The organism is Kluyvera georgiana ATCC 51603, from assembly GCF_001654985.1.
Classification (GTDB): domain Bacteria; phylum Pseudomonadota; class Gammaproteobacteria; order Enterobacterales; family Enterobacteriaceae; genus Kluyvera; species Kluyvera georgiana.
Genome location: NZ_LXEU01000006.1, coordinates 15,746 through 29,550, shown reverse-complemented (window position 1 = coordinate 29,550; position 13,805 = coordinate 15,746). Strand labels below are relative to the sequence as shown.

Below are 13,805 nucleotides of genomic sequence, written 5' to 3'. Positions count from 1 at the left end.
AAGAGTAATAACCCCAATATCGCCGAACGCCTGAAACGTCTGGCGGCAAAAATCATGGCGGAAAAACCGCTGACCCAGGCCACCTTCGACCGCTATACCCAACTGATGACACGCACGCCGGGCGTGACCGTCGACGCGAATGCTCAGCTGCCGCAGAATATCTACGGCGCAGCGGCGATGCAGGCCGTCAGTATGCAGCCGCATATCTGGGACATCTCTTCAACCATCGACACCCGTCGCAGCCAGAATATGGCGTTCGTGAACGGCTCACTCAGCAATTTAACCAGCTACGGCGATCAATTGGGGGTCGCCACGTTGATTCCGCTCGATAGCTCAACGCGCAAATCCTATCTTGGGTTGAACTATCAACAGTTCCTGACGGACGAAGGACTGATGATGCAGCTCAAGGGCAGCTTTTATCGCGAGGATCCTCGCGACTACTCGCGCCTGCTGAACTTCTCCGATGGCTATTTAGAATCGCGCCAGAAAACCACCCAATACAACGGTGGCGCGATGTTCAGCTATCCGGTGATCTTAACCGGCAAACGGCAGTTCAATATTAACGGCGGGGTGGATTACACCGACCGCCGTAACGACAACCACATCCTCGCCGTCGTCAACGATCAAGCGTTGGGCAGCGTGACGCAAAAATCACATGTGCGCTACCCGGCCCTCGAACTCGGAATGAACGGCTTTCAGGCCTTCGACCGCGCCAGCATCAACGGCAAGCTGACGTTGCGCCAGGGGATTAATGCCTCTTCGCTTGCCGACGCCGCGCCGGTGCAAGGCAACGACCTTTCGTTTACGCTATGGAAAAGCAATATCGATGCGGCGTGGATGATCACGGATACATGGCGTCTCTCCACCTCACTGGAAGGCGATTGGTCAGATAACGATTTGCCCGAGCCCGAACGTATCAGCTTTGGTGCCCAGCGCTTTGGCCGCGGCTACCAGGACGGCGAAGCCAGCGGTGACTACGGTTATGGCGGCCAGCTTGAGTTGCGTTATCTGCATCAACGTAAGGAGAGCACGTGGATTGCCACCGTACAGCCTTACGTACTGGCCGATACCGCGCAAACCTGGTTCAACGCGCCGGGGTTACCGCATCAGCGGCTGGCATCGGTAGCAACCGGGGTGATGGTTGGCGACAACAAACACTACAGCGTCACGGTCGAGGCAGCGCGACCTGTCGGTGATATGCCAACCGACACGCGCAGCCGTGAATGGCGCTACAGCCTGACCTTCAGCTGGAACTTCAATAATCTACATTAAACGCGATGCGGCAAGCTGGCCAACATCAATACAGGCCAGCGCCCCCGTCGGGCAGGCGGCCACGCAGGCAGGCCCCTCCTCACGATGGCGGCACAAATCGCACTTAATCGCCTGTGGCCGTGCCTGCTGGACGGCCACGGTCATTGCCCCAAACGGACACGCCAGCATGCAGCTCTTGCAGCCAATACAGCACGCCTGATCGACCCGAATCATATCCTTTTCACGGGTTATCGCTCCCGTTGGGCAAACATTACCGCAAGGCGCGTCTTCGCACTGATGACACGCCACCGCCGTTGAGAAAGCATCACCCTTCACCACGCGAATACGGGGTAAAAAGGCCTCGCGCGAAACGGTGGCACAGGCCTGCTGTTCCTGATGCGCCACCACGCAGGCCACTTCGCAGGTCCGGCAGCCAATACACTTTAAGGAATCAGCGACAATAAACGGATTCATACCCCTCTCCGTGACGGTTAGTAAACCCTAAGAGTGCCAGAGCGGCATACGGTTACGCTTTGATCAGACAAGGGAGATATGCCGTTTTTGTCATCTGCCTGAGGCAATTTAGCCGTTTGCCTCAGGCGGCATTGAATGCGCTCCTGGTGGGTTTACGGGCTGTTTCGCGAGCTGACGCTACGCGTCGCCCCCTTTCAGGGCGAGTCACAAGCATAAAAAAAGCAGAACGCAAGCGTTCTGCTTTTTTCACCGCCAAAGCGGAATTACATGGCCGCGCGGAAAATCGCCATAATCTCTTCGTGCGTCGCCTGGATCGGGTTGGTGAAACCGCACGCGTCTTTCAGCGCATTGGTCGCCAGAACCGGGATATCCTCTTCTTTTACGTTCAGGTCACGCAGACCCGCCGGGATGTTCACCTGACGCGCCAGTTTACGAATCGCGTCGATACACGCATTCGCGCCCTGTTCATCGCTCATCGCGCTGACGTCGATACGCATAGCCTGCGCACAGTCACGCAGACGTGCGGCCGCGACTTTGCTGTTGAACACCTGCACGTGCGGCAGCAGGACCGCGTTGCACACACCGTGCGGCAGATCGTAGAAACCGCCCAACTGGTGCGCCATCGCGTGAACATAACCCAGTGAGGCGTTGTTGAACGCCATACCCGCCAGGAACTGGGCGTAGGCCATCGCTTCACGCGCTTCGCTGTTGCTGCCGTTTTCAACCGCGGTCGGCAGGTTATCGATAATCATGGTGATCGCTTTTAACGCACAGGCGTCGGTAATCGGCGTGGCCGCGATAGACACATAGGCTTCGATCGCGTGGGTCAGCGCATCCATACCGGTCGCAGCGGTCAGCCCCTTCGGCATGCCTTCCATCAGGGAAGAGTCGTTGACGGACAGTACCGGGGTCACGTGCTTGTCGACGATCGCCATTTTAATATGACGCGTGACGTCGGTGATGATGCAGAAACGGGTCATTTCAGACGCTGTGCCCGCCGTAGTGTTGATAGCGATCATCGGCAGCTGCGGTTTAGCAGAACGGTCAACGCCTTCATAGTCACGAATATCGCCGCCGTTGGACGCAACCAGCGCGATCCCCTTCGCGCAGTCGTGCGGGGAGCCGCCGCCCAGAGAAATGACGCAGTCGCAGTCATTAGCGCGCAGCATTTCCAGGCCTTCTTCCACGTTAACGGTCGTCGGGTTCGGATGCGTACCGTCGAATACCACGCTCAGAATGTCATATTCCTGCAGGCGTTTCTGGATATCCGCCGCCACGCCCAGCTTGTTCAGAACTGCATCAGTGACAATCAGAGCACGGCGATAGCCGTAGTCTTTCATGGTATTCATCGCGTCTTTTAAGGCGCCGTTACCGATGACGTTCACTGAAGGGATGAAGAAAGTTGATGCAGTCATGATAGTTCCTTTATTTAATAAGCAGGCTCCCGAGGCTATAGCATTACCCACCCTTAAAACACGATCTGGCTAGCACTTTTCTCTGCATGAAAAATAAAAATCGCGTCATTTTGTTGTCAACGTCGCGATTTATAGTGATAAATATATTCAAATGTTGAATTTAATAAGTTTTCTCAATCATTTGTTAATTTTTGTTGTCAGGAAACAGCAACGCATCGCGCAATAAGTGGTCATTGCCGCGACGACGCGTGAAGCCTATGCGATTGAAATACTCCAGAATTTGAATCGCCAGCTTGCGGCCAACGTTCAATTTGTCGCGGAAATCCGCCGCACAGGTGGAGCCTTTTTCCAGATCGAGTTCGCGAATCATGCTGGCGAACGCCACGATGCGGTCGTTACGATAATAGCGGTCCTTCACAATGGCGGTAATCATCCCCTGCTGTGCCGCCAGTCGTAAAACGCCGCGCATCATATTCTCATCCGTCCCGGTTTGCGTCGCCAGATCGCGCACCCACCATGGTTCATCGCCAAACAGCGGCGCGACCTTTTGCCAGATGGCCTGCTGTTCGTCGGTGAACCCGGCCTTATGGTCCGGCAGGTGCAGCCAGCCGTGATGACTGGCAATAACGCCGCTTTCGCGCATTTGCTCAATTAAAGTGAGTACCAGCGCTTCATCTTCCATGGGCAGTGCAATACGACGCAGGCGTTCACGCCCCGGTCCGGGCTCATCTTTATGCTGCTCGTGATAAAGCGCCAGCGCGTCGAGCAGTTTACGCTGCCAGCGTGCCGCCAGCGGCGCATCCAGCAGGCAGTCGCCAGCGAGGATAAAGCCCGGTTGGGCAATCAGCTGCTCCAGCCCCTGCGTGCTCAGCTGACGCGCCCAACCAAAGTCTCGTAGCTTCACCGCGTCGCGAGAGAGATGTACCGCCAGCGCCTGAGCGTCAGTTTTCGCCAGCGCCAGCGCGGCAATCCACGCCAGATACTCCGGCTTACGCTTACCGCGACGCGGCGAGTTCAGCGTCACCACGCGCGCGCCGGCCAGAGTGATTTTCGCCGAGATATCGCGCAGCACCAGCCGATCGTTATCCGCCAGCCACAGCGGCGTATCGAGCACCAGTTCCGCAAGATTATTTTCCAGCAACGATACGCGGCCAGTGATATGGCTGGCAGCATGGTGTATATGCAACGGCTGCCACTGGGTGAGCGGAATATGGCTATGCAGCTCAACAATAACTCGTTCAACGGCCTCCGGCGGCGCTTCCGTCAGCAGCCAGTCGCCGCGGCTGATATCGCCCTTTTCCGCTGCGCCAACGATATTTAACGCAATACGCTGCCCGCCGTGCGCATGCTCAACCGGCTGATTCTGCGCATGCAGCCCGCGCACGCGCATCGGTGTGCCTATCCCCGTCAACCACAGGGTGTCCCCAACCCGCACGTCGCCCGAGAGCGCCGTCCCGGTCACCACCAGGCCCGCGCCCTTCACGGTAAAGGCGCGGTCGATAGCCAGACGAAAACGCTGATGTTGCGGGTGCTCGCGGGCAGCCAGCTGGCGCAGATGGTCGCGCAGCGCTTCAATACCGATATCCGCCGTCGCCGCCGTTTCAAATAAGGTAGCCTGCTCAAAACCATACTCACGCAGAACGTTAAGGATTTCGCGACGAACGTCGTCGATTCGTGCCGCATCGACGCGATCGACTTTGGTTAATGCCACCGTCAGCGTCGGGTTACCCGTTAACTGGAGAATCGCCAGATGCTCGCGGGTCTGCGCCATCACGCCGTCATCGCACGCCACCACCAGCAGCGCATGGTCGATGCCGCCCACGCCCGCCAGCATATTGGAGAGGAATTTTTCATGCCCCGGTACGTCGATAAAGCCCAGCACGCGACCGTCCGGCTGCGGCCAGTAGGCGTAGCCCAGATCGATAGTCATACCGCGGGATTTTTCTTCCGGCAGGCGGTCGGCATTGATGCCGGTAATCGCCTGTAGCAGCGTGGTTTTGCCGTGGTCGACGTGACCGGCGGTGGCAATAATCATTTCAGCAACATCTCCAGGAAACGGGATTCATCTTCAAGGCAGCGTAGATCCAGCCACAAACGCCCATCATAAATTCGGCCAATGACCGGAACGGGCAGGCTGCGCCAGCGGTTAGCCAGCGCATCAAGGCGGCTGCCGCGACCATCGAGTGGTGTAAATGCAATAGCCGCGCTGGGCAGGCTTTCCGAAGGTAGCGATCCGCTGCCGATTTGCGACGCGCATGGCATGACCTGAACGGCAAACTCGTCGTCGTAGCGCGCGGCCAGCGGTTCGCGAAGACGCAGTGCCTGCTGGTTAATCGCCTGCGCGCTGCGGCTCAGCAGGCGCAGCGTGGGCAGCTCTGCCGCCAGTTTTTCCGGGTGCAGATACAGCCGCAGCGTTGCTTCCAACGCCGCCAGCGTCATTTTATCGGCGCGCAGCGCACGCTTCAGCGGATGCTGCTGCAACTGGGCGATTAGCGCTTTCGTACCGACAATGATCCCGGCCTGCGGGCCGCCCAGCAGCTTATCGCCGGAGAAGCTCACCAGGCTAACGCCCGCGGCGATCATCTCCTGCGGCATCGGCTCTTTCGGCAGGCCGTAGCGGCTGAGATCCACCAACGAACCGCTGCCGAGATCCGCCACCACCGGTACACCCAGCTCGCGGCCAATTTCCGCCAGCTCGGCCTCCTCCACCGACTTCGTAAAGCCTTCAATACTGTAGTTACTGGTGTGCACCTTCATCAGCAGCGCGGTGTTATCGTTCACCGCCTGACGATAGTCTTTGGCATGCGTACGGTTGGTGGTGCCGACTTCATGCAGCACGCAGCCCGCCTGTCGCATCACGTCGGGAATGCGGAAGGCGCCGCCAATCTCCACCAGCTCGCCCCGCGATACCACCACTTCTTTGCCCGCCGCCGTCGCCGCCAGCATCAGCAGCACCGCCGCGGCATTGTTATTCACGATACAGGCATCTTCCGCGCCGGTTAAGCGACACAGCAGGTCGGCCAGCGCCCGGTCACGATGACCTCGCCCGGCACCATCCAGATCGTATTCCAGCGTCACCGGGTCGCGCATCGCCTGGCTCACCGCGTCAATCGCCGACTGCGCCTGCTGCGCGCGTCCGAGGTTGGTATGCAACACGGTACCCGTCAGGTTAATCACCGGGCGCAGCGCGCTCTGCGCATCGTGACGCAAACGTCGCGCCGTCTCCTGTGCCCAGTCTTCGCTCCAGGCAGGTAGCGCCTGCCGATCACGAATATTCAGCCGCGCCTCATCCTGCATTTGGCGGAGCTGTTCCACCACCTGCGAGTGGCCATGGGCATCAAGTAAACGGGCGAATGCAGGATCGCGAAGCAGGCGGTCGGTTGCGGGTAGCTGGCTATAGAGCGAACGGGTATCGGTAGTCATGAATAGGCCTGACGGTTAAATGTTACCCCTCCCGACGGGAGAGGGAGTTCATAGGAAGGGATTGTACAATGGACTGCGCCGCTGCGTTATAGCGTTCAATCAAGCCTTTGGCGGTTCGGTACGGGCAAAACTTTCGCGCAGGAACAACGTTTCGGCCAGTTTCACCAGCTGCGGACGGTCGACACACCAGCCCGGCGCAATGCGGCGGAAGTTGAGGTAGCCGATAGCACAGGCGATGGCGATAGTCGCCAGGTTGAGTTCATCCGTCTTCAGCGTACCGTCGTTGAGGTAGCCTTCCAGCACGTCGAGGCTACGGCTGATTTTTTCACGCTGACGCAGTACTTCCTCTTCCGACTGCTGCGCCGCCGGACGCGCCTGTTCACGCACCGAAGCCAGCCCGGCGTCCATAATGCCGTCGGCCAGCGCTTCCAGCTGACGGATTCTCAACGCCTGCTGCGGGTCGGACGGCACCATCTGCGGCGCAACGCCCAGCAGCTCAATGTACTGCGCGATAATCGGCGAGTCGTACCAGCATTCGCCGTCATCGGTGACCAGCGCCGGTACTTTCCCCAGCGGCGTGTACTGCGCTACGCCGGTGTCGGCGCTATAAGGCTGCTCGTTGATAAAGTCGAAGGCGATCCCCTTTTCCAGTAACAGGACCGATATCTTGCGGACAAATGGGCTCGTGTAGCTGCCGACCAGTTTCATTCTCATCTCCTTTACGCCAACAAAACTATCAGTATGGCTCAGGCAGCGGCATTCGCCTTCTGGATTTTGTCATCCTAGTGATCCAGATAGAGATAATGCATCCAGCTGGTCATCCGCAGCAGCACTTTACGCATCACCGACACGTGAGCGAAATGGTCGGAATAGACCGCCACCTGGGCATAAATACCGTCGGGCAAGGAATCCACATCAGCGTTCGGGTCCAGGTCAATCAGCGCCATCACGCCGTCGGTTCCCGGTACTACACTCAGCGACTGTAGCGCGCCCTGCGCCTGATATGAGCCGCCGGGCACCACGGGTAAAATGCTCGCCAGCTTGCCGTGGAACACCTGCCCCGGCAGCGCGTTAAACACCACTTCCGCATCATCACCCGCCTCCAGGCGCAGCAGCGAGTTCTGACGGAATTGAGCAACAATCTGCCGTTTCTGTTCAGGGATAAACACCATGACCGGACGCAGCGGCAGCGCGGCAGCATAGGTGCCAGGACGAATGAGCACCTGAGTGGCGTATCCGTCGCTTGGCGCGCGGACGATGGTCTGGTCGAGGTTATATTTGGCCTCCGACAGCTGTGCGCGCAGGCTGACAATCTGCGACTGTTCGCCGTTGACCATGCTGTCTAACTGGCTCTGAATCTGCGACTGCTCGGCAATCGACCCTTTAACCATCGCATCCTGCGCCAGATAGTTCTGCCGGGCATTATCGATATCGCTTTCCGAGAAGGGGTTTACCCGCGCCTGACTGCCTTTCAGATAGCGTTGGTAATCCTTATACAACCGATCCCGCTCGGCGGAAACGCGGGTGGTATTGGCCTGCGCTTCGGACAGTTGAGCTTTCAGCGTCTGGACGCTATGTGTGGCTGTCACCAGATCGGCCTGTAGTCGGTCGACTCGCGCCTGATAACGCGTCGGGTCAATCTTAAACAGCACCTCACCCTTTTTAATCAGTTGGTTATTTTTATCCGTAACTTCACTGACCACGCCGGTGACCTGCGGCGTAATCGGAATTGAGATCACCGCCTTTTGCGCGGTATAGGTATACGGGTGGTTATAGTTCATTAATAAAATAAGCCCGCTAACCAAAAATATACCGCCCAGCGCGGCGGTGGCTAACGTCCATTGGTTAACGGGAATACGGAAGATTTTAAATACCGCCCACGCAAGCGCCACGTAAGTTAATACAATCAACAGATCCATGATTATTGCTCCGGCGTTGTCGCGTCGACTGAGGGGGATATTTCCGCCAGTTTTTGCTCCAGCTCAGCGACCCGGCGAGAAAGCTGTACGAGCGTGTCATCCGCTGCTGGCGCGGGTTCTGAAGATTTTATATGTGACTGCATGCCCCAGCCGCGTTCGGGCTGGTAGAGGGTGGCCCAGATCCATAAAAACGGCCAGATAACATGCAGCGTAAACAGACTGACCCAGCCGGCAGTATGAATAGCATCGGCGTGGGGATGATGACGTTTTTTCGCAATGGTATAGGGAATATCATGAATCATGATGATCCCGTAAAACAGGACCAGGAAAACAAAGATCAGCACGCCCAACGCAAAATAGTTTAGAAACATATCTGCCCCAGATTCACGCTTAGTTGGTTTTTTTTAATTGCAGGCAGCCGAGACGCTTATGGCTGATAATATGAAAATAATGCGCAATGGCCGTTTTCGCCATCCTGCGGCGGGGAATTTTTACCAGGAGAGACAGGCAACAAAAAGCGCTGGTTGTACACAATGTATCACCAGCAGGGGAAGTCGTTAAATTGGCGTCAATACGCCGATTTTTATGTTACTTTTTCGGCGTATCCACCGGGCGATAAAGGTTACGATAATGGGCTAATCGCACCCGGAACATCTCGGCTTTATCCTCGGGAATATCGGCAGGAACCCGGTCTGAATACGGTCGCTTTTGCAGATACTCCATAAACGCCTGGCTGGAGGCCATAAAATCTACCGCCTTATCAATGATTTGCGGTACGTTCTCTCCCATTTTGCTCATCGTCGCTCTCCCTCGTTAAGACCTTTCTCTAAGCATGGATAATCCTGGCGCGAAGGGTTGAGGAAAATGTGCGGTTCTTCGCCACTCTTTTTCAAAAAAGCGATCAACTTAACTATTTTATGAAATAACAATACTATTCATAACGTTACATTAATTAGCTACTTATAATCGTCCGAAGAAACTCCCTTATTTTGTATAATTAACTACCAGAAATGAGCGACAACGCGCATACTAAGCGCTATTACGTCTATTTTGTTATCAGATATCAGCAAGATGAAAGAAATCGAGAAAAATGAAATCAAACGTCTGAGCGATCTGCTCGACGCCATCCGCCACCAGCAGGCAGGTCTGTCTCTGGTCGAGAGCGCAGAAAAATATGCCGAGCTGGAAGAAGAAAAAACCAAGCTCGAAACCGAAATCGCTCGCCTGCGTGAAGTGCATACGCAGAAGCTGAGCAAAGAGGCGCAGAAGCTGGCCAAAATGGGCTTCAGCCGTCCAATCACCAAAAAAGAACAGGCCGACATGGGTAAGCTGAAGAAAAGCGTCCGCGGCCTGGTGGTGGTTCACCCAATGACGGCGCTTGGCCGTGAAATGGGCCTGCAGGTGATGACCGGATTCGCAAAGAGCGAGTTCTGATTCCCCGCCTTGAACCTTCTCCCGCCCGGGAGAAGGTTTTGCTTATCTTCTCCCTCCCCCTCAAATTGGCCCAACCAATTTCACAACCAAAGCTCTGGTAATTCACAATTCCATCATTTTACGTCACAAACACATTGCCACACAGCAACATTTGATTAACCATTCATTGTCATTATCCCTACACCACCCTATTGGCAGGGCCAATTTTACACAAACTGTGACGCAGAGATGAGCACAGACTCACCGCCGACCGGTACGTGTGGCCCCCTGGAGACCTGCATGAGCCTCTGGCAACAAAACTACGATCCGGCCGGGAGTATCTGGCTTTCAAGCCTGATTGCCTCACTCCCTATCCTGTTCTTCTTCTTCGCGCTGATTAAGCTCAAGTTGAAGGGCTACGTCGCGGCAAGTTGGACGGTATTCATCGCCCTTGCCGTCGCGTTGCTGTTCTACAAAATGCCGGTCGACCGCGCGCTGGCGTCGGTGGTGTACGGCTTCTTCTACGGTCTGTGGCCTATAGCCTGGATTATTATCGCCGCCGTTTTTGTCTACAAAATTTCGGTGAGGACCGGGCAATTCGACATTATTCGCTCGTCGATTCTTTCCATTACCCCGGACCAACGTTTACAGATGCTGATTGTCGGCTTCTCCTTCGGCGCCTTTCTCGAAGGGGCCGCTGGCTTTGGCGCACCGGTAGCGATTACCGCCGCGCTGCTGGTGGGTCTGGGCTTTAACCCTCTCTACGCCGCGGGTCTGTGCCTGATCGTCAATACCGCCCCCGTGGCGTTTGGCGCAATGGGGATTCCGATTCTGGTGGCCGGGCAGGTGACCGGGCTGGATAGCTTTGAAATCGGCCAGATGGTTGGCCGTCAGCTGCCGTTCCTGACCATTATCGTGCTGTTCTGGATCATGGCGATTATGGACGGCTGGCGCGGTATCAAGGAGACCTGGCCCGCAGTCATGGTGGCTGGCGGTTCGTTTGCTATCGCCCAGTACCTGAGCTCTAACTTCCTGGGCCCTGAGCTACCGGACATCATCTCCTCACTGGTGTCGCTGGTGTGTCTGACGCTGTTCCTCAAGCGCTGGCAGCCGGTACGTATTTTCCGCTTTGCCGATATGGGCGCGTCCCAGGTTGATATGAACCTGGCGCGTACCGGCTACACTGCCGGGCAGATCGTTCGCGCCTGGTCACCGTTCCTGTTCCTGACCGCCACCGTCACCCTGTGGAGTATTCCACCGTTTAAGGCGCTGTTCGCCCCGGGCGGCGCGCTGTACGATCTGGTGATTAACGTTTCGGTTCCGTATCTCGACAAGCTGGTTGCCCGTATGCCGCCGGTAGTGAGTCAGGCCACGGCCTACGCGGCGGTCTATAAGTTCGACTGGTTGTCGGCAACCGGCACCGCGATCCTCTTTGCCGCCCTGCTCTCTATCGTCTGGCTGCGCATGAAGCCAAAAGACGCCATCAGCACCTTCGGCGCCACGCTGAAAGAGCTGGCATTACCAATTTACTCCATCGGCATGGTGCTGGCGTTCGCCTTTATCTCGAACTACTCCGGCCTGTCATCAACGCTGGCACTGGCGCTGGCGCATACCGGCCACGCCTTTACTTTCTTCTCGCCGTTCCTCGGTTGGCTCGGCGTGTTCCTGACCGGTTCAGACACCTCCTCCAACGCGCTGTTCGCCGCGCTTCAGGCTACTGCAGCACAGCAGATTGGCGTGTCGGACGTGCTGCTGGTTGCGGCTAACACCACCGGTGGCGTGACCGGCAAGATGATTTCGCCGCAGTCCATCGCCATTGCCTGTGCGGCGGTTGGCCTGGTAGGCAAAGAGTCCGACCTGTTCCGCTTTACCGTGAAACACAGCCTGATCTTCACCTGCATGGTGGGCGTCATCACTACGCTGCAGGCTTACGTCTTAACCTGGATGATTCCGTGATAACACTGCCCAAACGTCTGTCAGACGATGTCGCCTGCCGCGTGCGGGCATTGATTGAAGAACAACAGCTGGAGGCGGGCATGCGTTTGCCCGCCGAAAGAAAGCTGGCAGCCCAGCTTGGCGTCTCGCGCAACTCGCTGCGCGAAGCGCTGGCGAAGCTGGTGAGCGAAGGATTGCTGCTCAGCCGTCGCGGCGGCGGCACCTTCGTGCGCTGGCAGCATGAAGGTTGGTCTGAGCAGAATATTGTGCAGCCGCTGAAAACGCTGCTGGCCGACGATCCGGACTACAGCTTTGATATCCTCGAAGCGCGCCACGCCATTGAAGCCAGCACCGCCTGGTATGCCGCGATGCGCGCGACCGATGCCGATAAAGAAAAAATCCGCCTTTGCTTTGAAGCCACCCAGAGCGACGACCCGGACCTCGCCTCTCAGGCCGACGTTCGCTTCCATCTCGCCATTGCCGAGGCATCCCACAACGTGGTGTTGCTGCAAACCATGCGCGGTTTTTTTGACCTGTTGCAATCGTCGGTGATCCAAAGCCGCGAACGTATGTATCTGGTGCCGCCGGTGTTTGCGAAGCTGACCGAGCAGCATCTGGCCATTCTCAATGCCATTACCGCCGGTGATGCCGAAGGCGCGCGTCAGGCGATGATGGCGCACCTCGGTTTCGTCCACACCACCATTAAACGTTTTGATGAAGACCTGGCTCGCCAGGCGCGGATCACCCGCCTGCCCGACGACCACACTGATATTTCCAGGGAGAAAAAAGCATGATTATTTCCGCTGCGAGTGACTATCGCGCCGCCGCCCAGCGCATTCTGCCACCGTTCCTGTTCCACTATATTGACGGTGGCGCGTATGCGGAACACACCCTGCGCCGCAATGTGGAAGATCTCTCCGACGTCGCGCTGCGCCAGCGTGTGCTGAAAAATATGTCCGACCTGAGCCTGGAAACCACGCTGTTTAAAGAGCAGCTTTCTATGCCGGTCGCGCTGGCGCCGGTTGGTCTATGCGGCATGTACGCCCGTCGCGGCGAAGTGCAGGCCGCCGCCGCCGCAGATGCCAAAGGCATCCCGTTTACCCTCTCCACCGTCTCGGTCTGCCCGATTGAAGAGGTCGCCCCGACCATCAAGCGCCCGATGTGGTTCCAGCTGTACGTGCTGCGCGATCGCGGCTTTATGCGCAACGCGCTGGAGCGCGCCAAAGCGGCAGGCTGTTCAACGCTGGTCTTTACCGTCGATATGCCAACCCCAGGCGCGCGCTACCGCGATGCCCACTCCGGCATGAGCGGCCCCAACGCCGCCCTGCGCCGCTACTGGCAGGCGGTGACTCATCCGCAATGGTCCTGGGACGTTGGCCTCAACGGGCGTCCGCACGACCTGGGCAATATCTCGACCTATCTCGGCAAACCCACCGGGCTGGAAGATTACATCGGCTGGCTGGCGAATAACTTCGATCCGTCCATCTCGTGGAAAGACCTGGAGTGGATCCGCGAATTCTGGGATGGCCCGATGGTGATCAAAGGGATCCTCGACCCGGAAGATGCCCGCGATGCGGTACGCTTCGGTGCTGACGGGATCGTCGTCTCCAACCACGGCGGCCGCCAGCTCGACGGCGTGCTATCCTCCGCCCGCGCGCTGCCGGCGATTGCCGACGCGGTGAAAGGTGATATCACGATCCTGGCCGATAGCGGTATCCGTAACGGCCTCGACGTGGTGCGAATGATTGCACTGGGGGCAGACAGCGTACTGTTAGGCCGCGCGTATCTGTATGCGCTCGCCACGCACGGCCAGGCGGGCGTGGCTAATCTGCTGAATCTGGTTGAGAAAGAGATGAAGGTGGCGATGACGCTGACCGGGGCGAAGTCGATTAAAGAGATTAGCCGTGATTCTCTGGTGCAAAGTGCGGAAGTGACGCAGGCGTTTCAGGTAGTTAAGCAGGGGAGCGCGGCGTAA

13 protein-coding genes are annotated in these 13,805 nt (G+C 57.4%); 5 read left to right on the top strand and 8 right to left on the bottom strand.

From position 1 onward, the window contains the following. Positions 1–1,272, top strand: a 1,272-nt coding sequence (locus M989_RS25780; protein WP_064541085.1) for a ShlB/FhaC/HecB family hemolysin secretion/activation protein, incomplete at its 5' end; no start/stop codon positions are given. Here M989_RS25780 and M989_RS01525 read toward each other — a convergent pair. From M989_RS01525 to M989_RS01490, 8 genes are all read right to left on the bottom strand, one after another. Beyond that, on the bottom strand, positions 1,264–1,725 hold the full coding sequence (locus tag M989_RS01525; RefSeq protein WP_064541083.1) for a 4Fe-4S dicluster domain-containing protein: 462 nt from the start codon (positions 1,723–1,725) through the stop codon (positions 1,264–1,266). The two genes, M989_RS25780 and M989_RS01525, sit on opposite strands and share 9 nt — an antisense overlap. Positions 1,726–1,988: 263 nt before the next feature. Next, the gene (gene yiaY, locus M989_RS01520) at positions 1,989–3,140 is read right to left on the bottom strand and encodes an L-threonine dehydrogenase (protein WP_064541080.1); all 1,152 of its coding nucleotides are present in this window, start codon (positions 3,138–3,140) and stop codon (positions 1,989–1,991) included. Positions 3,141–3,324: 184 nt separating this feature from the next. Further along, entirely contained in the window at positions 3,325–5,175 is a 1,851-nt protein-coding gene (selB, locus tag M989_RS01515) for a selenocysteine-specific translation elongation factor (RefSeq protein ID WP_064541077.1), read from the bottom strand. Continuing rightward, the gene (selA, locus tag M989_RS01510) at positions 5,172–6,563 is read right to left on the bottom strand and encodes an L-seryl-tRNA(Sec) selenium transferase (RefSeq protein ID WP_064541074.1); all 1,392 of its coding nucleotides are present in this window, start codon (positions 6,561–6,563) and stop codon (positions 5,172–5,174) included. The genes selB and selA overlap by 4 nt, the downstream gene beginning before the upstream one ends. A 99-nt stretch (positions 6,564–6,662) precedes the next feature. Continuing rightward, the gene (locus tag M989_RS01505; RefSeq protein ID WP_064541071.1) at positions 6,663–7,271 is read right to left on the bottom strand and encodes a glutathione S-transferase; all 609 of its coding nucleotides are present in this window, start codon (positions 7,269–7,271) and stop codon (positions 6,663–6,665) included. 74 nt (positions 7,272–7,345) lie between these two features. Next, entirely contained in the window at positions 7,346–8,482 is a 1,137-nt protein-coding gene (locus M989_RS01500) for an HlyD family secretion protein (protein WP_064541068.1), read from the bottom strand. A gap of 2 nt (positions 8,483–8,484) precedes the next feature. Further along, positions 8,485–8,853, bottom strand: a complete 369-nt coding sequence (locus M989_RS01495; RefSeq protein WP_064541065.1) for a DUF3302 domain-containing protein — start codon at positions 8,851–8,853, stop codon at positions 8,485–8,487. A 217-nt stretch (positions 8,854–9,070) separates the two neighbouring features. Next, the gene (locus M989_RS01490; RefSeq protein ID WP_064541061.1) at positions 9,071–9,280 is read right to left on the bottom strand and encodes a hypothetical protein; all 210 of its coding nucleotides are present in this window, start codon (positions 9,278–9,280) and stop codon (positions 9,071–9,073) included. 273 nt (positions 9,281–9,553) lie between these two features. Here M989_RS01490 and M989_RS01485 point away from each other — a divergent pair, with 273 nt between their 5' ends. The 4 genes from M989_RS01485 to lldD all read left to right on the top strand — a co-directional run bounded on the left by M989_RS01485 (position 9,554) and on the right by lldD (position 13,805). Continuing rightward, the gene (locus M989_RS01485) at positions 9,554–9,916 is read left to right on the top strand and encodes a YibL family ribosome-associated protein (protein WP_064541058.1); all 363 of its coding nucleotides are present in this window, start codon (positions 9,554–9,556) and stop codon (positions 9,914–9,916) included. A 279-nt stretch (positions 9,917–10,195) separates the two neighbouring features. Beyond that, positions 10,196–11,851 (top strand): L-lactate permease, encoded by a 1,656-nt coding sequence (gene lldP, locus M989_RS01480; protein ID WP_064541055.1) that lies wholly within the window; start codon positions 10,196–10,198, stop codon positions 11,849–11,851. After that, positions 11,848–12,624 (top strand): transcriptional regulator LldR, encoded by a 777-nt coding sequence (gene lldR, locus M989_RS01475; RefSeq protein WP_064541052.1) that lies wholly within the window; start codon positions 11,848–11,850, stop codon positions 12,622–12,624. Before lldP ends, lldR begins: the two co-directional genes overlap by 4 nt. After that, the gene (gene lldD, locus M989_RS01470) at positions 12,621–13,805 is read left to right on the top strand and encodes an FMN-dependent L-lactate dehydrogenase LldD (protein WP_064541050.1); all 1,185 of its coding nucleotides are present in this window, start codon (positions 12,621–12,623) and stop codon (positions 13,803–13,805) included. Before lldR ends, lldD begins: the two co-directional genes overlap by 4 nt.